At 66.9% G+C, this 20,153-nt stretch carries 18 protein-coding genes; 9 read left to right on the top strand and 9 right to left on the bottom strand.

From position 1 onward, the window contains the following. Positions 1-49 precede the first annotated feature (49 nt). Positions 50-1,573 (bottom strand): TrkH family potassium uptake protein, encoded by a 1,524-nt coding sequence (locus ACMGFE_RS10345; RefSeq protein ID WP_436925078.1) that lies wholly within the window; start codon positions 1,571-1,573, stop codon positions 50-52. Between the two features lie 247 nt (positions 1,574-1,820). Here ACMGFE_RS10345 and trkA point away from each other — a divergent pair, with 247 nt between their 5' ends. Both trkA and ACMGFE_RS10335 read left to right on the top strand, forming a co-directional pair. Next, a complete protein-coding gene (gene trkA, locus ACMGFE_RS10340) occupies positions 1,821-3,152 on the top strand; it encodes a Trk system potassium transporter TrkA (protein ID WP_436925077.1) in 1,332 nt (443 codons plus the stop codon). Between the two features lie 229 nt (positions 3,153-3,381). Next, complete coding sequence (locus ACMGFE_RS10335; protein ID WP_436925076.1) at positions 3,382-5,751, top strand: amino acid permease; 2,370 nt, start codon at positions 3,382-3,384, stop codon at positions 5,749-5,751. A gap of 15 nt (positions 5,752-5,766) precedes the next feature. Here the strand turns inward: ACMGFE_RS10335 and ACMGFE_RS10330 are convergent, their stop codons facing one another. The 3 genes from ACMGFE_RS10330 to ACMGFE_RS10320 form a co-directional block, all read right to left on the bottom strand. Further along, positions 5,767-5,970 carry a hypothetical protein gene (locus ACMGFE_RS10330; protein ID WP_436925075.1) on the bottom strand — a complete coding sequence of 68 codons (204 nt, stop codon included), beginning with the start codon at positions 5,968-5,970 and terminating at the stop codon, positions 5,767-5,769. A 2-nt stretch (positions 5,971-5,972) separates the two neighbouring features. Next, the gene (locus tag ACMGFE_RS10325) at positions 5,973-7,562 is read right to left on the bottom strand and encodes a TrkH family potassium uptake protein (RefSeq protein WP_436925074.1); all 1,590 of its coding nucleotides are present in this window, start codon (positions 7,560-7,562) and stop codon (positions 5,973-5,975) included. A 115-nt stretch (positions 7,563-7,677) separates the two neighbouring features. Continuing rightward, positions 7,678-8,358: a potassium channel family protein gene (locus ACMGFE_RS10320; protein WP_436925073.1), complete on the bottom strand. Its 681-nt coding sequence runs from the start codon at positions 8,356-8,358 to the stop codon at positions 7,678-7,680. 159 nt (positions 8,359-8,517) lie between these two features. Between ACMGFE_RS10320 and ACMGFE_RS10315 the strand changes: the two genes are divergently transcribed. Beyond that, complete coding sequence (locus ACMGFE_RS10315; RefSeq protein ID WP_436925072.1) at positions 8,518-10,002, top strand: hypothetical protein; 1,485 nt, start codon at positions 8,518-8,520, stop codon at positions 10,000-10,002. A gap of 12 nt (positions 10,003-10,014) precedes the next feature. Here the strand turns inward: ACMGFE_RS10315 and ACMGFE_RS10310 are convergent, their stop codons facing one another. Further along, complete coding sequence (locus ACMGFE_RS10310) at positions 10,015-10,683, bottom strand: class I SAM-dependent methyltransferase (protein ID WP_436925071.1); 669 nt, start codon at positions 10,681-10,683, stop codon at positions 10,015-10,017. Between the two features lie 90 nt (positions 10,684-10,773). Between ACMGFE_RS10310 and ACMGFE_RS10305 the strand changes: the two genes are divergently transcribed. The 3 genes from ACMGFE_RS10305 (at position 10,774) to ACMGFE_RS10295 (ending at position 13,367) form a co-directional block, all read left to right on the top strand. Then, positions 10,774-11,418 carry an adenylate kinase gene (locus tag ACMGFE_RS10305; protein WP_436925070.1) on the top strand — a complete coding sequence of 215 codons (645 nt, stop codon included), beginning with the start codon at positions 10,774-10,776 and terminating at the stop codon, positions 11,416-11,418. Between the two features lie 66 nt (positions 11,419-11,484). Beyond that, positions 11,485-12,441, top strand: coding sequence for a DUF106 domain-containing protein (locus ACMGFE_RS10300; RefSeq protein WP_436925069.1), 957 nt, complete (start codon positions 11,485-11,487; stop codon positions 12,439-12,441). A 494-nt stretch (positions 12,442-12,935) separates the two neighbouring features. Next, on the top strand, positions 12,936-13,367 hold the full coding sequence (locus ACMGFE_RS10295) for a hypothetical protein (RefSeq protein WP_436925068.1): 432 nt from the start codon (positions 12,936-12,938) through the stop codon (positions 13,365-13,367). Positions 13,368-13,569: 202 nt separating this feature from the next. Here the strand turns inward: ACMGFE_RS10295 and ACMGFE_RS10290 are convergent, their stop codons facing one another. Continuing rightward, positions 13,570-14,115, bottom strand: coding sequence for a peroxiredoxin family protein (locus tag ACMGFE_RS10290; RefSeq protein WP_436925067.1), 546 nt, complete (start codon positions 14,113-14,115; stop codon positions 13,570-13,572). A gap of 325 nt (positions 14,116-14,440) precedes the next feature. On the opposite strand from ACMGFE_RS10290, the gene ACMGFE_RS10285 reads away from it, so the two are divergent. Continuing rightward, positions 14,441-14,824 (top strand): winged helix-turn-helix transcriptional regulator, encoded by a 384-nt coding sequence (locus tag ACMGFE_RS10285; protein WP_436925066.1) that lies wholly within the window; start codon positions 14,441-14,443, stop codon positions 14,822-14,824. 57 nt (positions 14,825-14,881) lie between these two features. Here ACMGFE_RS10285 and ACMGFE_RS10280 read toward each other — a convergent pair whose 3' ends face one another. After that, positions 14,882-15,592: an NAD(P)H-hydrate epimerase gene (locus ACMGFE_RS10280; RefSeq protein ID WP_436925065.1), complete on the bottom strand. Its 711-nt coding sequence runs from the start codon at positions 15,590-15,592 to the stop codon at positions 14,882-14,884. Positions 15,593-15,708: 116 nt separating this feature from the next. Here ACMGFE_RS10280 and ACMGFE_RS10275 point away from each other — a divergent pair, with 116 nt between their 5' ends. Together ACMGFE_RS10275 and ACMGFE_RS10270 are read left to right on the top strand one after the other, a co-directional pair. Further along, on the top strand, positions 15,709-16,572 hold the full coding sequence (locus ACMGFE_RS10275) for an SDR family oxidoreductase (protein ID WP_436925064.1): 864 nt from the start codon (positions 15,709-15,711) through the stop codon (positions 16,570-16,572). Beyond that, positions 16,565-17,554, top strand: coding sequence for a patatin-like phospholipase family protein (locus ACMGFE_RS10270; RefSeq protein ID WP_436925063.1), 990 nt, complete (start codon positions 16,565-16,567; stop codon positions 17,552-17,554). Before ACMGFE_RS10275 ends, ACMGFE_RS10270 begins: the two co-directional genes overlap by 8 nt. Positions 17,555-17,566: 12 nt before the next feature. Here ACMGFE_RS10270 and ACMGFE_RS10265 read toward each other — a convergent pair whose 3' ends face one another. Both ACMGFE_RS10265 and ACMGFE_RS10260 read right to left on the bottom strand, forming a co-directional pair. Further along, on the bottom strand, positions 17,567-18,601 hold the full coding sequence (locus ACMGFE_RS10265; protein ID WP_436925062.1) for an NAD(P)/FAD-dependent oxidoreductase: 1,035 nt from the start codon (positions 18,599-18,601) through the stop codon (positions 17,567-17,569). Positions 18,602-18,986: 385 nt separating this feature from the next. Then, the gene (locus ACMGFE_RS10260; RefSeq protein ID WP_436925173.1) at positions 18,987-19,736 is read right to left on the bottom strand and encodes a TSUP family transporter; all 750 of its coding nucleotides are present in this window, start codon (positions 19,734-19,736) and stop codon (positions 18,987-18,989) included. Positions 19,737-20,153 lie beyond the last annotated feature (417 nt).

Below are 20,153 nucleotides of genomic sequence, written 5' to 3'. Positions count from 1 at the left end.
CTGTTATCCGTCGGTCGATTTTTTCAAATCCGTCAGAACGTGGCCGGTCTCACCGCCGCCAGAACGCGCCGGTGAACAGCACGAGGACGGGGATTATCTCCAGCCGACCGATGAGCATGAGGAACGACATCAGGAGCTTCGAGGTCCACGGGAAATCGAGGTAACTGCCGAACGGACCGAGGAAGCCGAAGCCCGGTCCGATGTTCCCGATGGTCGCGATGCTCGCGCTGACCGCTTCCAGGGTCGTCAACTCCATTCCGACGCGGCCTGCGTCGAGGGCGATGAACACCGTGGAGACGCCGAACAGGACCAGGTAAAGGAGCGTGAAGCCGTAGATGGCCTTGATGACCTCTTCGTCGATGACGAAGCCGCCGAGGCGGACCGGCTTGACTGCGTTGGGGTGGGCCGTCGTGAACAGCTGGCGGCGGATGGACTTGAAGACGACCAGCCACCGGACGACTTTCACGCCCCCGCCGGTCGACCCGGCCGAGCCGCCGATGAACATCGCGAACAGGAGCACGGCCTGTGCCGTGGTGTCCCAGTCTGCGAAGTTGCTCGTCGCGTAGCCCGTCGAGTTCAACAGCGAGGCGATCTGGAAGGCGGCTTGCCTGAGCGAGTTCTCCAGCGCGCCCTGGGTCACCCCACCGAGTTCGAGCGTCGGCGCCGACCCCAGGAACAGGAGGACCCACAGGAGCAGGGTCAAGCCGATGTTCGCGCCGATGTACGCCTGGAACTCGCGGTTCTCGAAGAACGAGCCGTACTCCCGCTGGAGCAGGTAGTAGAACAGCGCGAAGTTGGTGCCGGCGACGAGCATGAAGGGGATGACCACCCACTGGACGGCCGGCGAGAACGCGGCGATGCTGTCGGCCTCCGGCGAGAACCCGCCGGTCGGCAGCGTGGTGAAGCCGTGGGCGACGGCGTTGTAGACGCCCATGTTCGGCGCCAGGCCGGCGACGTTCAGCGCGAGGAGGATCAGGACGTACAGGACGGTGAACCCGAGGTAGAACAGCCAGAGCAGCCGCGCCGTCTGGGCGATCCGCGGGGTGAGTCGCTGGAGTTCGGGACCGGGCGCTTCGGACTCGATGAGTTGCGCGCCGTTGACGGCGATCTCCGGGAAGATAGCGACCATCAGGACGATGATCCCCATCCCGCCGAGCCACTGGGTGAGCTGGCGCCAGATCATGATCGCGTGAGAGTGGCGGTCGACAGATATCTTGCCGAGGACGGTCGCTCCGGTCGTCGTGAAACCGCTCACGCTCTCGAAGATGGCGTTGACGGGGTGGGCTATCGTTCCGGTGGCCCCGAAGAGATAGGGGATCGTCCCGATCAGGGGGACGAGGAGCCAGGAGAGACTCACGAACAGCAACGCCTCGCGGGGGCCGAGGTCGCCGACCTCCCCCACCTGTTCGAGCGCGAGACCGATCGCGACCGACACGGCCATCGAGGCGAGGAAGACGACGATGTCCTCCTGGTAGACGAGCGCCACGACCAGCGGGATCAGCATCGCGACGGCGAGGTACTTGACGACGGTCCCCGTCAGCGCGACGCTCTGGCGCCAGCGCACGGTCACCACGGTCGCTCGCCTCCCTCGCGGGGTCGCTGCTCGTCCGCTCGAACACCCGTCGGACGGGCGAACCGACTGCGCGTCCGCTGCTGCCGGGTCCGGTCGCGATACCGACCTCTCCAGAACACAGTTGCTGGCGAATCTGACGGAGAGACACCGGATAATTGCTTTGGTCGGGATCGGTCCGTTCCCGGGGGAAGGAAATCCACTTCCCGGTGGAACGGCAACACCGTGGTATGCACCCGGAGGGTCCCCAGTGCGGATAGTGATCGTCGGCGCCGGCGAGGTCGGGTCGACGACCGCGGAAAGCCTCTCTGACGAGCACGAAGTCGTCGTCGTCGACAGGGACTCCGAGCGGGTCGAGTCGCTGACGTACGAACTCGACGTCCTTCCGATCGAGGGAGACGCCTCGGAGATGGCGACGCTCGAAGAGGCGGGCGTCGGCGAGGCGGATCTGCTCATCGCCAGCACCGACGACGACGAGACGAACATCATCGCCTGCGGCATCGCCAAGGTCTGCGGCGACGTGTTCACCATCGCGCGGACCAAGAGCCCGAAGTACCTGCGGCCGTGGGAGCGCGGCAAGCGCGCGTTCGGCGTCGACTTCATGGTGTGTACGGATCTCCTGGCCGCGGAGGCCATCGTGGGCGTGACCGGTCTCCCGACCGCCCAGGACGTCGACACGTTCGCGGACGGACTCGTCCAGATGACCGAGTTCGAGATCCCCGCCGGCAGTCCCGTCGCCGACCAGACCGTCGCCGAGGCCGACCGGTTCGACTCGCTGACGTTCGCCGGCGTCATCCGGGACGGCGAGGTCATCATCCCCCGCGGCCAGACTGTACTACGCGCCGGCGACGACGTCATCGCCATCGGGAACCCCGAGAGCATGCGGGAGTTCAGCTCTGCTATCGCGCCGGAACAGGACGACCCGAAGAACGTCGTCATCGTGGGCGGCGGCCAGATCGGCTATCAGACCGCGCGTTTGCTCGAAGAGGGCGGGTTCTCGCCGCGACTCATCGAACGCGACAGCGAGCACGCCCGCTGGCTGGCCGAACGGCTCCCGCGGACGACGGTCATCAACGGCGATCCCACGGACCAGGACCTCCTCGCCCAGGAGAACGTCGGCGACGCCGACGTCCTGATCTCGGCGCTCGAAACCGACCAGCAGAACCTGCTGGTGACGCTGCTGAGCAGCCGGCTGGGAGCCAAACGAGCGATCGCCGTGGTCGAGACGGCCGACTTCGTCGACCTGTTCGAGACCGTCGGCGTGGACGTCGCCGTCAGCCCGCGGAACGTCACCGCCGAGGAGATCACCCGGTTCACCCGCTCGCGCCGCGCGGAGAACGTCGCGATCATCGAGGGCGACCAGGCCGAAGTGCTCGAGTTCGAGGTCGAATCCGACAGCGTTCTGGCTAATCGCTCCATCAGAGACGCGGCCGCAGACTTCCCGCAGAGCGCCGTCATCGGCGCCATCGCGCGAGACGGCACACACATCACCCCGCGGGGTGACACGATCGTCCGGGAGGGTGACCACATCATCGTGTTCGCCAGCCGGGACGCGCTGTCGGAAGTCGCCGAACAGATGTAGTCCTGAACCGGGGACTGTCGCTGTCTGCGAGCCGTTGCAATGGGCGGATCGAATCGGTTCGACGCCCAGTCATCGACCGGTCCGCTCACCAACCGGATAAACCGTCTGACGGGCGTTCGCAGCCGGTAATCGTGGATTACCGCTCACTACGATCGCGGGAGACTACCGGGGCGTGCTCGGACTTCGTACTCACCCATTACTTTACTGAGCGACGGCCCGAGGACGGACGATGGTCGAGCACACGCGCACCCTCGATTTCAAGATCGCGTTCGCTATCGGGCTGGGGACGATGATCGCGGCCGGGATCTTCTCGCTGTCGGGGACGGCGGTCGCCGAGATCGGGAGCAGCGCGGTGATCGCGTTCGTGCTCGCGGCCGTCATCGCCGGCATCACTGCGGCCTCCTACTCCGAGTTCGCCTCGATCTACTCGGAGAACGGCGGCGGATACCTGTTCAGTTCCCGCACGTTCGACCACGACTACCTCGTCTACGCTATCGGTGCGATGCTCTTTCTCGGTTACACCGGGACGACGGCCTTCTACCTTGCGACGATGGACGAGTGGGTCGTCCGGTTCATCTACCCGGAGTGGCTGCACTTTTTGCCCCACGGGACGTCAGGCATCGCCGTCGCGGCGCTGCTCGGCGCGCTGAACGCCCGCGGTACGGAGGAGAGCGGGACGTTCCAGTTGATCGTCACCGGCGCGAAGGTGGCCGTCCTGCTCGCGTTCATCGGCGGCGCGTTCGCGTACGAGGGCCCGGGCGCTGCCGTCGGGACGTTCGCCGGCGACTTCCAGACAGAGCCGGTCGGTATCGTCACTATCGCCGCGCTTGCGTTCATCACCTTCTTCGGGTTCTCCGCGATCGCAGCGAGCGCGGGCGAGATCATCGACCCGAAGCGGACGGTACCGCTGGCCATCGGCGCGAGCATCCTCACCGTGACCGTCCTCTACGCGTTCGTGATCGTCGCGATGGTCAACTCGCCGGTGCCCGCGGACATTATCGCCGAAGAAGGGGAGACGGCGATGGGACGGGTGGCGGCGGCGTTCATCGGCCCGATCGGCCAGTCGCTCATCGTGGCGGGGGCGATATTCAGCATGGTCAGCGCATCGAACGCATCGATCCTGGCGGCCAGCGGTATCGGTTCGCTGATGGGTCGGCAGGGACAGGCCCCCCGGCGGTTCTCGCGCATCCACCCTCGCTTCGGGACTCCCTTCTGGAGCGTCACCGCGGCGATCGCGACGATCATCGCCCTCATCGCCCTGTTCATCGGCGTGTTCCCCGCGGAGGGGGGACCGATACCGTTCGATCTCACCGTCCCCGTCCCGGTCGTCGGCGACGTGACGCTGACGGAGCTCGGTCTGACGCCGCTGACCGGCTTCGCGACGCTCAACCTCCTGTTGCCGCTCTCCGTCGTGAACGTCGCGCTGATCTACTCGCGGCGGCGGTTCCCGGACATCGACCGCGGGTTCAGCGTCCCCGGCGTCCCGGTCGTTCCGATCGTCGGCGTGATCGCCAACGTCGCGCTCATCTACAATCTCCCGTTCAAGGGGGTCCTCGTCGGACTGGTGCTCGTCGGTACCGCGTTCGTCGCGTACCTCGCGTGGGGCGGGACGACGGCCGTCACGGAACTCGTCCAACCGGTCGTCGAATCGGAGGCGACGCCGGGGGTCGAGGGCGGGACCGTCGACGAGGATCGGTTCCGGGTGCTCGTCCCCGTCGCCCGACCCGAGCGCGCGGCGTCGCGCGTCCGTCTCGCGAGTTCGCTCACGCGGTTTCACGACGGCGAGCCGTTCGTCGAGGTCCTCACTATCACGCAGATCCCCGACCAGACGCCCTACGAGGTGGTCGGTGACGCGGCCCAGGGCCGTATCGACCGGATCGAGGGCCTCCTCACGGACGCGGACATCGACGTCGAGTACACGGTCTCGGGGCACATCTCCCGGGATATCTCCTTCGACATCGTCCAGACGGCGCGTAGCACGGGCACCGACGCGATCGTCATGGGGTACCCGGAGACCCACCACGAGGTGGCGGAGACCGTCGAATACGAGGCCCCGTGCGACGTATACTTCGCAAACGGGTTCGCCACCGAGAGTCACGACTTCACGACGGTGACCGTCGGGGCCGGCGGCGGGCCCCATCACTGGGAACTCGTCGACGTGGCCTCTCGGATGGCGGAGGAAGGGATCGACGTCCACGTCGTGGCGGTCACCCCGACCGGTGGCGACGCGGGCGCGGGCAGTCCCGAGGAGGTGAGCGAGACGATGGACCGACTCCAGGGCGTTCCCGCCGCACAAATTTCCGAGATAGACGCCCCTTCGGTCGCAGACGGCCTCGTGTCGGCGGCACGTGACCACGGGGGAGTCCTGCTCGTCGGGGCATCTAGGACGCGAGGGCTCCAGCGGTGGATTTTCGGCGGGACCGCGGACCGCGTCATCGAGCTCGCCGAGGACGCGGGAGTGCCAGTCATCGTCTTCGCGACCAGCCGGGGGCTCTCCAGTCGGTTCGAGGATTACACCTATCCGGTCCTCCGACGCCTCAGACGGATGATCTCCGACGAGCACCCCACGCGAGGGACGCCTTCGGACAACGAGTCCTGAGCCGTCGCTCCCGTCTCACCGACGGACGCCGTTGTAAACCACGTACACGGCGAAGGTGGCGACGTAGAGACCGACGAGAGCCCTCGCCACGGGCGACTGTCCGAAGACGATCATCGTGAGGACGACGAGCGGGCCGGCGAGCAGTATCGTGTCGAGCACGCGGTCCTCTGCGCCGAATCTGAACACCGGGCCGATCAGTGGTAAGTTCTCGTAGTCCATGGTTATCGGTAGAATTCGAAGGTGTCGAGCAGGCCCCGCAGCAAGACCAGCACCGGGATGATCTCCAATCGACCGATCCACATGTTGAACAGGAACATCACCTTCGCCGGCGTGGGCATGTCCGGGCCGGTGATGCCCGAGGAGAGGCCCACGTTACCCTGTGCGGAGGCGACCTCGAAGATCGCGTTCTCCAGGGTGAACGACGAATCGACGGTCAGCAACAGGACAGCCAGTCCGACACCGAGGAAGATGATCCAGAGGAACGCGATGATCGCGGCCTCCTCCAGCTCCCGGCTGAGTTCGGTTTCCCCGAGGCGCCGGTCGTCGAGCTTTAGGTATCGAACGGCCGAGTCGGGGTAGAACACGCCGCGGATGCGGAAGGCCGTCCCTTTGACCAGCGTGATCAGTCGGATGAGCTTGATACCGCCGACCGTCGACCCGGCGGCGGCGCCGAGGAACATCGCGAACGACATGGTGAGCTGTGCCTGTGCGGACCACTCGCCGATCCCGGTCGTCCCGAAGCCCGTGCAGGACGCCGCCGAGACGAACTGGAACAGGCCGTACCTGATAGTCTGGAACAGCGTCGCCGAGGAGCCCGTGAGGACGAGCCCGTTCGTGACGGCGACGCGGCTCGTCTCGAAGGTCCCGTCGAGCAACAGCAGTCCGACGAGCACGACGGAGCCGAGCGAGAAGTACCCCCAGAGCCAGCGGGTCTGCGGGTCGGTGTAGAGGTTCTTCAGGTCGCCCTGCAGCATGAGGTAGTGGATCGGGAAGGCGATGCTCCCGAGTACCATCACGGGGATCATCGCGAAGTCGATGAGCGGATTGTTGTACTCGCCGATGCTCCCGTCGGTGACGCTGAACCCGCCCGTCGAGAGCCCGGTCATACCGTGGTTGATCGAGTCCCAGGTCGGCATCCCGGCCAGCCAGAGGATGCTGATCGAGACGAACGTGAAGAGGATGAAGATCCACCAGATGGTCCGCACGGTCGAGACGATGCTCGGGTGGATCTTCTCCGAGCGCGCCTCGCTCTCGTAGAGGGTCAGCGACCCCGACCCGGGGCGAGCGAGGATCGCCGTCGTGAGGACGATCACGCCGACGCCGCCGATCCACTCGGTGAACGTGCGCCACCACTGCAGCGTCCGGGGCAGCACGGACTCGTCGTCGGTCATCGTCAGGCCGGTGCCGGTGAACCCGCTCAGCGACTCGAAGAAGCCGTTCAGCGGGTCGCGAAACGCCGCGAGCGTCGGCGTATCCACGCCGGTGGGGACGGACAGCGGACCGACGAACGGGTCGACCGCGACCGTCCACGCGATCAGGACGAACGGGAGCGTCCCGAACAGGCCGACGAGGAGCCAGCCGGACGCGGCGATCATCATCCCGTGGAGCTTCCCGATCTCTCCGGCGTCGCTGTATCGACTGGTGAGCAGGCGGCCGAGGCCCAGCGGGACCAGCCCGGAGACCAGTAGGGCCGGAACTGCGTAGAACTCCCCCCAGACGAGGGAGACGACGATGGAGGCGAACACGATCGCGGAGAGCGCCACGAGAATCCGACCGAGGTCGCGCGCGAGCGGCTTCAGTCGCTGTCTCATTCGCATGCGTGTTGCCTGGTCCCGAATTTATCGCCAACCGCTCCCGGTCGGGATCCCGGTCCCTGGCGTCTCATCCGCTGGCGGGGACTGCAACGGCGTCGAACCGAAGTCATGCTCAGTGGTCCTCTGGGTGGCCGAAGATGTCCGTGACCTCCGGCGTCGCGCCGACTGCGGAGTACACCGTCACGAGGTCGTCGGTTTCTATGACTGTTCCACCTCTGGGCGTGATCGGCTCGTCGTTCCCGTGGCGTTCGATGGCGACGATGAGTACGTCCTCGGACAGCAATCCCTCGTCGTTGGCCTGCTGGAGCGTCTTGCCGGCTATCGGCGCGTTCGCCTCGACGTCGATCTCGAACACCTCTGCCTGTTCACCGATTCGCATATAATCGACGATAGACGGGCGCTTGACCGCGCGATACAGGTACTCGGCGATGAGTCGCTGGGGGTTCTGCATGACGTTCACGCCGATCCGCTCGAACAGGTCCATGTGCTCGGGCCGGTGGACCACCGAGACGATGTTGGGGACCTGATACTCCTGTGCGAGGAGACACACCATGATGTTCGTCGCGTCCTGATCAGTCGTGCTAATGAGCGCGTCCGCGTCCTCGATCCCCGCGTCTTCGAGCGTCTCGTTGTTGGTCGCGTTGGCGTTGAGGACGAGCGCGTCGTACTCGGAAGCGGCGTAGTCCGCCCGCTCCTCGTCTTTCTCGATGACGACCACCTCGTTCCCACCGTAGGTGGCGATCTCGATCAGCGGCGTCCCGATGTCACCGGCGCCGACGATCACGATGTACATTCTCTCCCGGCGGCTACCGTGTCAGCGACCGAAAGTGTATCGCTCTCTCTTTCGCGGCCCGGGCGTCGGATTAGGGCGGTGAACCTGGTATATCAATACCGCTACCGGCGACGACGACAACGGCAGAACGCGTATTATCGTCCGTCACATAACCACCCCGTGGAGCAGTCGTGGCCACTGCCGCGGGCGGCGACGCTCGCAGCACTCGTCGTCGTCCTCGTCCTCGCAGGGGCGGGCACGCTCGTCCTCTCGTCGGTGTCGGCGGACACCGTCGCGACGGGCACCACCCCGCAGAAGCTCGTCGAGCCCAGGCCGGGCGAGAACGTCTTCTGGCCGTACACCAGCCGCCAGCGCTCGCCGGCGGGGCGGACGCTGGCGATCAACGTCGTCGTCTACGCCGACGCCGAGACGGTCCGCTTCTACCTCAGCGAGCGTCGCGACGCGACCTGGAACGAGACCGAGGAGGCCTGGCAGGACGTCGACCCGGACGACGGCGACCAGAACGAGGTCGACGCGGCCAACCAGACGGTCGTCGAGTGGGCGGCCGCGCGCGGCGCCAGGCGATACCTGTACGTCCACGACCGGGCGCTCACGGAGGAAGGACCGAACCAGACGACGCGACAGCCGTATCGAGCGCTCCCGTTCACGGGCGGCGTGGGCGAGTCCGGGGGGCAGTGGGTCGACGAAACGTACCAGCTCCACGACGGCCAGTACTTCGGGACCAGGTACCACCTGCGCGTCTACGAGTCGCCGTACGAGTCCGACGAGTGGGTCGCCATCCAGGCTCACAGCGACCACTGGGACTGGTTCCGGCTGCGACACACCGTCCACGACACGGAGGACGCCCAGGACTACGTGGAGTCCGAGTTCTGGGACGATCCGGCCGTCGAGACCGTCTGGCGGATGTACCTCGACAACCCGAAGGGCGTCGGGTCGGACGGCTGGGCGACGGTGGTCGACTTCCGCGGCGGGTCGTCGCCACTGCCGGACGCGAAGACCGCCGGGGTCGCGCTCCTGGCCGGGTTCGCCGCCGTCCGGCCCGGTCGCCGCCGGTCGCCCCTGTCTCGACTCGCCGGCACGGACGGTCCTGCGGAGCGCCGCGACGCCGGTGGATCCCTCGACCGACTCCTCGTGTCGAGAGTACGGCTGGCGTCGATCCTGCGCTCGTGGGACCGGCTGGACGGCCGGCAGGTCGCGGTCGTCTCGTGGACGCTGGCGTACCTGCTGCTGTTCGCGTCGCTGTTCGTCCTCTACCTCTCGGTCAGGTTCGGCGGCATCTTCCTCGAAGAGCAGTTCCACGAGACGTCGCCGAAGGTGATCGCCGCCGCGCTCTACCCCGTACTCGCGTTCGGCCTGCCGATCGCCGCGTACTCGTTCGGTCGCGGCCTGGAGCAGGTCAGGTGTTTCGCCGTCGCGGTGGTCGGGATCGGCGCGGCGATGGTGGTCGACTACCAGTTCCTCGGAGTCACGGTCCTCCCCCTCGACGTCGTGCTCCACCGGATCGGCATCGCCGCAGCGCTCGGGCTCGTCGCGGCCGGGTCGGTCCACAGCGAGGCGTCGATGGAGCGGGTCAACCGGTTCCTCGCCGCGGGCGTGTTGCTGTGGGTGTACCTCCTGTTGGCTCCGCTCGTCGGCTGGCAGTGACCGACGGACCGCTCACGCGATGGCGCAGACGGCGACCCAGCCGTCGTTCGTGTCGACGCTTCGGACCGCGAACCCGGCGTCCTCGAACAGGTCGGTGACGGTCTCCGGCTCGTAGCGCTCGAAGTGTCGCTCGTCGCTGTCGTACGGGTTCTCCCGGTCGCGGTCGTCGGCCGCGTCCGATCGCTTCAGGGAGACGAGCACGACCCCTCCGTCGACGAGGACGCGCTCGAACTCCGCGAGCGTCGCCGGGACCTCGGCCTCCGGAACGTGCAACAGCGACGCGCAGGCCCAGAGCCCGTCGAACGAGGCGTCGGCAAAGGGGAGCGCCCGCATGTCGCCGCGGACGACCGTCGCCTCGGGCACGCGCTCGTCCGCCTGTTCGAGGAAGCTCGCGGTGAGGTCGAACGAAACCGGCTCGAAACCGGCCTCGGCGAAGGCGGCCGACTCCCAGCCGGGCCCACACCCCACGTCGAGGACGCGCGGCCGACCGCCAGCGTCGGTCCAGGTCGGGTCGGTTTCGCTCGCGCCGGTTCCACTCGCGCCTGTTCCACTCGCGTCCTCGACGGCGGCGACGAACCGCTCGACGATCTCGGCGACGGCCTCGCGATCTCCGTGGAGGGACTCGTAGGTTCCCGCGACGCGTTCGTACGTCTCGACCGTCCGGCGGACGCGTTCGTCCATTCGCGCGGGAGTGCTCGCGGCGGGGACGTAAGCGTGACGGCGGGCGACCAGAACGACACTAAAAAGAGGTGGTGCGTCGAAGCCGCGGGTATGAACCCGAAGATCCTGATTCTCGGCCCGCCGGGCGCCGGCAAAGGCACGCAGAGCGAACGCCTCGCCGACGAGTTCGACGTCGAACACGTCACCACGGGCGACGCGCTGCGCGCGAACAAGGAGATGGACATCAGCGACATGGGTCTGGAATACGACACGCCCGGCGAGTACATGGACCAGGGCGACCTCGTCCCCGACGTCGTCGTCGACGCGATGGTCGAGGAAGCCCTCTCGGACCTCGACGGGTTCGTCCTCGACGGCTACCCGCGCAACGGCGACCAGGCCGAGGCGCTGCGGGAGATGACCGACCTCGACGTCGTGCTCGTGCTCGACGTGCCCGAGGACGAACTCGTCGAGCGACTCACCGGCCGCCGGGTCTGCGAGGACTGCGGCGCCAACTACCACGTCGAGTTCAGCCCGCCCGAGGAGGAAGGGGTCTGCGACAAGTGCGGCGGCGAACTGTACCAGCGCGAGGACGACAACGAGGAGTCCGTGCGCAACCGGCTGTCGGTGTACCACGACAACACCGAGCCGGTGCTCGAACTGTACGAAGACCACGACGGCTACGTCGAGGTCGACGGCGACCAGACGCCCGACGAGGTCTGGGAAGCCGTCCGCTCGGCCGTCGAATCGAACGCGTGAGCGCCCCCACGACACCCGCCCGGAGAGTAAAAGCTTGATAACAACCAAGCACGGAGATAGGTAGCAATGGCACGGACCGCAGAGAAAGCGGAGTCGCTGGCCGACGAGAGCCAGTCGATGGCCGACGCGCTGGAGCGCGTACTCGCGGTCGCCGACGATAAGGGGACCGTCCAGTGGTCGGACGTCAGCGACGACATCACGAGCGGCGAGTGGGGCCGGCTCATCGAGCAGGGCATCCTCGTCGACGTCGACGGCGAAGGGTTCGTCGTCGACGACCCCGAAGGCGTCCGCGACGCGCTCGGCATCTCCGCTCCCGAACCCGGCGACGCGTCCGGCGGGTCGAGTTCGAGCGACTCCACCGGCTCGACCTCCACGTCCTCCGCGGACAGCGACGACGAGGACGAGGGCTGGTCCCGCTGGGACAAGATGGCCGCCGTCGCGACCATCGCCCTCTTCCTCGGCTACTCGCAGGCGCCGATCCGCAACACCGTCGGCGGCGTCCTCGACATCGCACTCGGGCCGCTTGCGAACGTACTCCCCTTTTACATCATGATCCTCGTGCTCGCGGTGTTCACGGGGCTCAACTCGACGATCCTTCAGGGGAAGCTCATGAACATGGACAAGATGGGCGAGTACCAGGAGCAGATGCAGGACATCCAGGATCGGCGCAAGGCCGCCAAGGAGCGCGGCGACGACGAGGCTCTGGAGGAGATCCAGCAGGAGCAGATGGAGGCCATGGGCGACCAGCTCGGCATGTTCAAAGAGCAGTTCCGCCCGATGGTCTGGATCATGCTCGTCAACATCCCCGTGTTCCTGTGGATCTACTACATGGTCCAGACGGGCGCGATGGTCTCCGGGAGCGGTCCGGTGATGGTCCTGCCGATCATGGGCGAGATCGCCAGCTGGAACGACCGCATCGGTCCGATGTGGGCGTGGATCATCTGGTACTTCGTCTGCTCGATGAGCTTCACCCAGATCGTCCGCAAGGCGCTCAACGTCCAGACGACGCCGAGTTCGTCCTGACGGTCGTCCGCTATCGCACGACCGTTTCTCACACCGGTTCTCCGCTCGTTCACTTCTCCGTCCGTCCGCCGTTCCGACCGTCCACTTCCCCGTCAGACTGCGGACACCGCTTCGCCGTTCGCGGCCGCGCCCAGCCGACGTCCGAGTCACGGAGCGAATCTGATCGCGGACAGCGCGAGGCTGCGGTCGATGCGCGATGGAGGCGACGATGGACGGAGGACACCGCCTCCGCCGGACAGCGAATCCTGTAGACTCGATGTGGCGAGGCGAGGAACTGGGCAACCGAGACGGGGAAGTGTGCACCGTGAGCCAGCGTGTTGGCCCCAGCGATGCGGGAATTGGCCACAGTGAGGTAGTGGCCCCAGAGAGTCAGTGGGTTACGCGCGAGTGATCAGGTTTCGGACCTCTCATCGTACAGTTATAACGATTCCCCCGGATGGATACTATACGTAACCCGGTATCGGTTGGTTACGGTCACGACGGAGGTTAAACGAATGGCACAACTCACCCTACTCGACGGACTCGGAGGCGGAATAGTCGCGACGATCGCCATGACTGGCTTCATGATAACGCTGGGAGACGATTCGCCGCCACCGACGGCGCTGTTCTGGTCGAAGTACGTCGGTGACGGTCAACCGGACGCGTACACGATACAGGGGATGGTCTTACACGTGCTGTACGGGATCCTCGCCGGCGTCGTCTTCGTCGTCGCCGTTCCCCTCGCCGGGCTCGGTATCGGGCCGCTGACGACCGCGGTCCTCCTCGGACTCGCGTACGGGTTCGTCCTGTTCGTCGGGGCCGCTGTCTTCTGGATGAATATCGTTCTCACCGTCGACCCGACGCCGCGGATGGTCGCGATGTTCCTGCTCTTCCACCTGGTCTACGGCGCCGTCCTCGGCGGCTGGCTCCGGCTGGGCGTCCTGTAAACGCGCGGTTTCTCGGCGGGATGAAAGAACGATCCGAGCGGCTCGGAGCGATCTCTTCGATTATTTCGGTGCGTCACTCTCGCCGGGGAAGCGACGCCCCTGATAGAAGTCGCCCCCCGGTTCCCCACCCAGATGGCCTGGTTCGCGAGATACAGCGCCTCGGGCGTCCGGAACGGCCGGTCCGAAACCGACCCGCGTGTCCTCAACAGTCGACGAGCGAGCAATCGAAGACGAACGTCTCCTGGAGCTGGTCGATCTCGTCGGCGAGCGTCTCGACCGCGGGTCGGTCGCCCGGCGACTCCCCTTCGTACGTGTAGACGACCTCCGCTTCGCCTCCCCGGGTATCGAGGATCACGCTCTCGGGCATCCGGCCGATGAGGTCGTGCAGTTCCCCGAGTCGCCCGTACCGGGTGGGCTGGTCGTACTTCTCGGCGACGTCCTTCTCCGGGTCGGCCAGGAGCGGGAACGGGAGGTCGAACTGTTCCTGCCACTCCGCGGCCCGCTCGACCGGTTCAGGGAGCACGGGCAACACGACCGCGTTCAGTTCCGCGAACTGCCGCGCCTCCTCGGCGACCGTCTGCACCTGGGCCTTGCACTTCGGACAGTGGTAGTCGCGCAGCAACAGGAGTACGGCGAAGTCGACGCGCTCGACGACGCGGTCGAGCGAGAGCGGATCGGGTCCGACGCCGACGTTCGGGAGCTCGAAGTCCGGGGCCAACACCTCACTGTCGGGGCGATCGGCAGACATAACTCCACAACGTAGCCCCACACCTATCAAAACTTTGTTACTTTTGGGTAACCAGGGGAGCGCTGGGTCACCGGGATACCGGGACGTAACCGGGGTCGGGCCTCGGTCGACGAGGCGGCCGTCACGACTCGACGAACTCGGTGTCGGGAACGAGGAGGCCGACCAGTCCGAACACGACGCCGAGTTCATTGCGTAGCCAGCGTAGACGGTCCCCTGATAGCCGGCCCCGCCCTGGTAGCCGTCGATCCCACGACCGAACCAGGTCCTGTATAGTTACCCGCTTTCCAACAGTAACTGATTTGGCGGGGGCGCTCGATCGGCCGGTATGGACAGTCCGAACGGGGATCCCTACGAGGAGCTCGAAGTCTGGTGCGCCGGGGAAGCGTGGTGTCCCGTCACGACCACGGCGACGCTGATCGGCAAGAAGTGGCACCCCGTCATCGTCCACCGGCTGCTCGAAGACGGTCCGAGCGGATTCAACGAACTCCAGGAGGACGTCGACGGCATCTCGAGCAAGGTGCTCTCTGACAGCCTGGAAGACCTGGAGGACAATCGTCTCGTCGACCGGGAGATCATCAGCGAGAAGCCCTTCCGAGTGCACTACTCGCTCACCGAACACGGCGAGTCCCTGCAGCCGGTCATCTACGCGATGCGCGACTGGGGGAAACGGTACCTGACCGAACCCGAGGACGAGGAGTCCTCGGCCTGAACGCTCTCCCGGGCGTCGGCCGGCAGTTCGCGGAGCGAGTCGGTGGCGGTCGGGCCCTCACTCCGTCAGCGCGACGCGATACCCGTCGAACGGCGTCGAATACGGGATCTCCAGCGACTCGTAGACCCCGGTCGGGATCGCGATATCGGCGAGCACCAGGTCGGCGTCCAGCCCGGCGAGGCCCGTCTTCGGCAACGCGAGCGTGACGACGCTGTCGGAGTCCGCGACGACCCCCGCTCGCTCGCCCGTCGTCGCATTCAACCCCGATGGCACGTCGAGCGAGACAACTGTCGCGTCCCCGTCGACGGCCCGGAGGAGGGCAGCGGGACCATCGCGAAGCGGGCCGTCGAGGCCGTACCCGACGAGCGCGTCGACGACCACAGCGGGGTCGCTGTCCGCTAGCGCGTCGGGGCCAGTTTCGACCGGCACGTCCATCGCGGCGAGCGTCTCGTACTGTGTCCGCGCCGTGCCGCTGAGGTCGTCGGGGGCCCGGTCGAGAACGACAGCGACGGACACGTCACGATTGGCGAGGTGGCGCGCCGAGCAGAGTCCGCCCCCGCCGTTGCCGCCGCTCCCGGCGAGCAGGACGACGGGTCCCCGGTCCGCGTCGCGTACGTGTGCGGCGAGCGCTCGACCGGCGTTCTCCATCAGTTGCAGGAGATCCAGCCCGAACGTCTCGACCGCGACGCGGTCGACCGCACGCATCTCGTCGGCGGTCACCGCTGTCACCGGCTGTCCGTCGGCCGTCTCGAACTGGGTTCGATCCATCGTCACGAGGGACGAACCGCTGTCTGTTGTACCTTGTCGTGGGTCGTGCTACCGGCTTCCCACGCGGTGAGCGAGCGTTAATCCGCTTCGAGCCCCATGGGACTACATGACATGCTATGAGCGAGACGCAACTCGACCTCACGGCTCCTGAACTGACAGCATCGGACTTGCTCAGGCTCGAAGACCCGTATTTCACCGGCGATACGGTCGCCGTCGTGACCGGTGCGGCCTCCGGCATCGGGCGCGCGACGGCGGTCGCACTCGCGGCGAACGGCCTCACCGTCGTCGGCGCCGACATCGACGGGGACGGGTTGACGGAGACCGCCGACGTGGTCGACGACTTCGGTGTCGACGGGCGGTTCGTGGCCGTCCCGACGGACCTGACCGACGACGACGACGTGGAAGCGGTCGTCGCCGCCGCCGCCGAGGAGGGCGCGCTGCGCTTCGTCGCGAACATCGCGGGCATGCAACACATCGCCGGTATCGCGGAGTTCCCGATGGAGAAGTACGACCTCCTGACCGACGTCATGCTCCGGTCACCGTTCAAGATGGCCCAGGCTGCGATGCCTCACGTCCGCGAGACCGACGACGGCGTCGGCGCGATCGCGAACATGTCCTCCGTCCACGGCCACTACGCGACGAAGGACAAACCCGCGTACATCACGGCGAAACACGGTATCACCGGCCTCACTCGTGCGATCGCCGCCGAAGGCGACGGGACCCTCCGCGGGTTCTCCGTCAGCGTCGGCTACGTCCTGACGCCGCTGATGGTGAACCAGATCGAAGACACCGCCGACGAGCGGGGCATCTCGAAGCGCGAGGTGGTCGAGGACGTGATGCTCGGACAGGCCCGCACGAAGGAGATGATGACCCCCGCGGACGTGGCGAACCTCTTCGTCTTCGGGTTCTCCAGCCACGCCAGCCACCTCAACGGCGCGGACCTGCTGTTCGACGGCGGGTACACGCACACCTATGAGTGAGCGCGGCGAGGCAGCCGCCGATCCGACGCGCGTCGCCATCGCCTGCCAGGGCGGCGGGAGCCACACCGCCTTCACCGCGGGCGTCCTCAGGGAACTGCTCGCCGACTGGGACGACCGGTACGAACTCGTCGGTATCAGCGGGACGTCCGGCGGCGCGTTCAACGCGCTCGCGACGTGGTACGGCCTCGTCACGGAGGGTCCCGAGACGGCCCGTGCCCTCCTCGGGTCCCTCTGGGACGACCTCGCGGTTGACGGAGCGCAGGACCGCTGGACGAACGCCGTGGTAACGCAGCTCTCGCGGATGGAGAGCGCGGGCTTTCCGCTACCCGCCGTCAGCCCCTATCAGGTACCGGGCCCGGAACTGGGCAAACGGCGCATCCGGGACGTACTCGAGCGCCACATCGACTTCGACGCCATCCCGCACCTCTGTCGGCGACGGGCGCCCGAACTCGTGGTGGGGACGGTCGACGTCAACGCCGGCGTCTTCGAGACGTTCGTCGACGAGGAGGTCACCGTCGACGCGGTGCTGGCCTCCGCGGCCGTTCCGAACCTCTTCGAAGCCGTCGAGATCCACGGCCACTACCACTGGGACGGCCTGTTCTCGCAGAATCCGCCGGTGAGCGATCTAATGCATCGACCGCCCGGACGGAAACCCGAGGAGCTGTGGATCGTGCAGATAAATTCCCAGGAGTTCGACGGGGAGCCGTCGACGGCCGAGGTCATCGCCGACCGCCGAAACGAACTCTCCGGAAACATCTCGCTCAATCAGGAACTCGGGTTCATCGAGCAGGTCAACGAGTGGGTCGAAGCCGGGAAACTCCCGGCGGGGGAGTTCCAGCGGACGGACGTCCGTCGGATCGACATGGGCAAGCAGTACCACTCTGCGACGAAAGTCGACCGGGACCCGGAGTTCCTCGGGGAACTCCGCGAACTGGGGAGGCGACGCGCTCGCGAATTCCTGGACGGCGAACTCGACGCCTGAGCGGGAACCCGGTCAGCCGTACGTGTGGAAGTCGACCGCCTGTTCGAGCAGTTCGTCGGGGATCCCCGGGACTTCCTCCGAGCGGACGGGGCCCAGTTCGTCGAGTTCGTCGGGCGCTCGCGGGAAGTCGCGGAGTCGGAAGTGCACGTCGATGCCTGCTTTCGCGCCCTGGCCGAGCGCGACGGGGATCTGGTTGTGCCCGGGCGTGCAGTCCCCGACGGCGTAGACGTCGTCGACCGACGTTTTCCCGTGGTCGCCGACCGCGATGGTCCCGTCGTCGTTGATCTCGCACCCGAGTTCGCGGGCCAGTCCGTTGTTGTACTCGGCGCCGTACATCGCGAACCCGCCCCTGTACGCTCGAATCGTTCCGTCCTCGAACTCGAGGGCTTTCAGCCAGCCGTCCTCGCCGTTCTGGACGCCCGTCACGTCCTCGTGGATCACGTCGATCGGATGGCGCTCCAGCACGCCCGCCGTCTCGTCGCTCCACTCGGGGTCGTCCCCGCGGGTGAGGAGGTCGACCTCGTCGGTGAAGTTCAGCATGATCATCGCGACGTGTGCGGCGCTCTCGGAGTGTCCCATGACGTAGACTGACTCGTCGACGAAGGCGTGGGCGTCACAGTGCAGACAGTAGTGAAGACCGCGGCCGGTTCGCGGGAGCGGCGGCTCCGGGCGGACGTCGTTGAATCCCGTCGCGAGCACGACGATCTCCGCCTCGTAGTCGTCGCTGTCACCGGACAGCCGGATCCGTTCGTCCGCATCGCCGTCGTCGCCGTCCCGGGAACACGACGTGACCATGTCACGGTGGACGTCGCAGCCGTACCCCTCGAGCTGTTCCTGACCGACCGTGAGGAACTCGCCGCCACTAGTCGTCTCGGGGACGCCCAGCAGGTTGTGCGTCTCCCGCATCATCGCCGCGCGACCGCCGCCGCGGCTCACGACCGCCGTCCGATGCCCCAGCCGGGTGCTGTACAGCGCGGCCGTCATCCCCCCCGGGCCGCCGCCCACGACGACGACTTCGTACTCGTGACTCTCGGTCGTCTCACTCATGCGCTCGAAATACTCCATCGATCGACAAATAGCTGCGGCCGGCACCTCCAGCGTCCGAGTCCCGCTCTCGCCTGTCTGGGGGTGAGACTGACGGAGAACGGGAACCGGAACGTGAAACGGTGCCGTCCGGAACGGACCACCGCTTCCTGCAGAGGGGTCGGACGTCCGAACGTCGGGGGGACGGCCTGTCGTCGAACGCTGCGGGCAGCCGGGGGAACAGCAGTCGCGAGCGCCGACACGTCGTCGCGTCCGTAGATCGGTCGGCGGCCGCAATATATCCCCGCTGGTCGTGTGTCCGTCTCGCATCGGCGCACGACCGTCGGCCAGCGTCGCCGCGGGCCCGACGAGCGGCCGCTCGGAGCGTTGAGTCGAACGTCCGACAGGGTCACGCGATACCGAGTCCGCCGAGCACGAGCCGGACCCCGATCAGCGTGAGGAGAGTCAGAACTGCCGTTCTTCGGTGGCGGTCCGCAACTGCGACCCGGAGGCGCCCGCCGAACGCCACGCCAGCGACCGCCGGGACAGCGGCGGCGGCCGACAGGAGCGCGACCGTCGCGCTCGGGTAGAGCCCGAGTGCGCCCGCCGCGACGACCCGAACGCCGTTGAGGCCGAGAAACGCCATCGCGACGACGCCGACGAAGACGCCGTGAGAGAGGTCGCAGCTCCGCAGGTAGGCGACGAGCTGGACGCCGACGTTCGTCCCGCCGAACAGCGCCCCGGAGACGGCGCCGACGCCGACCATCGCGGGCGTCGTCTCGACGAAACAGCCGGCCTTCGCGCGGTCCAGCCCGGGAACCCGAACCACCTCCTGGACGCTGAGCACGAACGCCAGCGAGACCGCGCCGAGACCGACCTTGAGTGGGCCCGTCGGGACGCGTTCGAGGACGAGGAGACCGACGACGGTGCCGACGAGCGCCGAGGAAAACAGCGGCGAGAACCGTTTCCCGCACGTTCGCAGTTCGGCGGGCGAGAGTTCACGGATCAGCGAGAGGTTCACGCCGAGGATCGGTACGATCATGAACACGACCGCCGCCGCCGGGTCGATAGCCGTCGCCAGCGCCATCGTCCCGACGAGCGCGAAGCCGAATCCCGCGAGCCCGTTGACCGCCCCGGCGACGAACACCACGGCGACCATCCCGACGAGGAGTGGCACCCCGAGTCCGGATAGCACGCTCGAACCACTGTGGTCAGGTAGCTAAATTCTACCGGGGGATTCCGTGGCCGCGCACAGCCGCCTCGCGAGGACGCGAACCGGGAGTAGCCACCCCGTGTACTGGGGCGTGCGAACTCCCTGAACGCCCCGGTTTCACCGAAAAACCCGGCCGAAGAACGAGACGGCCCGACGGATCGGCGACTTACACGTCCATGTCGTGTTCCTCTCTCGCGTGAATCTCGAGGTCTTCCGCGGTTTCGAAGGTCCGGCCGCACTTCCCGCACTCGTGGGTCCCCTCGGCCCCGTGATCGTCGTCGTGAGATGTGTGTTACCATACCTGTTCCGGGCGTTTATATCTGACCCGCGGGTCTCGGTACCGGGTTACTGACGACTGTCCTG

It is taken from the genome of Halosimplex amylolyticum (assembly GCF_051414035.1).
In the GTDB taxonomy this organism is placed as follows: Archaea; Halobacteriota; Halobacteria; order Halobacteriales; family Haloarculaceae; genus Halosimplex; species Halosimplex amylolyticum.
This window is presented reverse-complemented; position numbering and strand designations above follow the sequence as displayed.

Bases quoted from the DNA above. Each gene is read 5' to 3' on its own strand.
- ACMGFE_RS10335 (WP_436925076.1), top strand. From the start codon at position 3,382: ATGGTCGAGCACACGCGCACCCTCGATTTCAAGATCGCGTTCGCTATC.
- ACMGFE_RS10330 (WP_436925075.1), bottom strand. From the start codon at position 5,970: ATGGACTACGAGAACTTACCACTGATCGGCCCGGTGTTCAGATTCGGC.
- ACMGFE_RS10325 (WP_436925074.1), bottom strand. From the start codon at position 7,562: ATGAGACAGCGACTGAAGCCGCTCGCGCGCGACCTCGGTCGGATTCTC.
- ACMGFE_RS10320 (WP_436925073.1), bottom strand. From the start codon at position 8,358: ATGTACATCGTGATCGTCGGCGCCGGTGACATCGGGACGCCGCTGATC.
- ACMGFE_RS10310 (WP_436925071.1), bottom strand. From the start codon at position 10,683: ATGGACGAACGCGTCCGCCGGACGGTCGAGACGTACGAACGCGTCGCG.
- ACMGFE_RS10305 (WP_436925070.1), top strand. From the start codon at position 10,774: ATGAACCCGAAGATCCTGATTCTCGGCCCGCCGGGCGCCGGCAAAGGC.
- ACMGFE_RS10300 (WP_436925069.1), top strand. From the start codon at position 11,485: ATGGCACGGACCGCAGAGAAAGCGGAGTCGCTGGCCGACGAGAGCCAG.
- ACMGFE_RS10295 (WP_436925068.1), top strand. From the start codon at position 12,936: ATGGCACAACTCACCCTACTCGACGGACTCGGAGGCGGAATAGTCGCG.
- ACMGFE_RS10290 (WP_436925067.1), bottom strand. From the start codon at position 14,115: ATGTCTGCCGATCGCCCCGACAGTGAGGTGTTGGCCCCGGACTTCGAG.
- ACMGFE_RS10285 (WP_436925066.1), top strand. From the start codon at position 14,441: ATGGACAGTCCGAACGGGGATCCCTACGAGGAGCTCGAAGTCTGGTGC.
- ACMGFE_RS10280 (WP_436925065.1), bottom strand. From the start codon at position 15,592: ATGGATCGAACCCAGTTCGAGACGGCCGACGGACAGCCGGTGACAGCG.
- ACMGFE_RS10275 (WP_436925064.1), top strand. From the start codon at position 15,709: ATGAGCGAGACGCAACTCGACCTCACGGCTCCTGAACTGACAGCATCG.
- ACMGFE_RS10270 (WP_436925063.1), top strand. From the start codon at position 16,565: ATGAGTGAGCGCGGCGAGGCAGCCGCCGATCCGACGCGCGTCGCCATC.
- ACMGFE_RS10265 (WP_436925062.1), bottom strand. From the start codon at position 18,601: ATGAGTGAGACGACCGAGAGTCACGAGTACGAAGTCGTCGTCGTGGGC.
- ACMGFE_RS10260 (WP_436925173.1), bottom strand. From the start codon at position 19,736: ATGGTCGCCGTGGTGTTCGTCGCCGGGGCGGTCAACGGGCTCGCGGGA.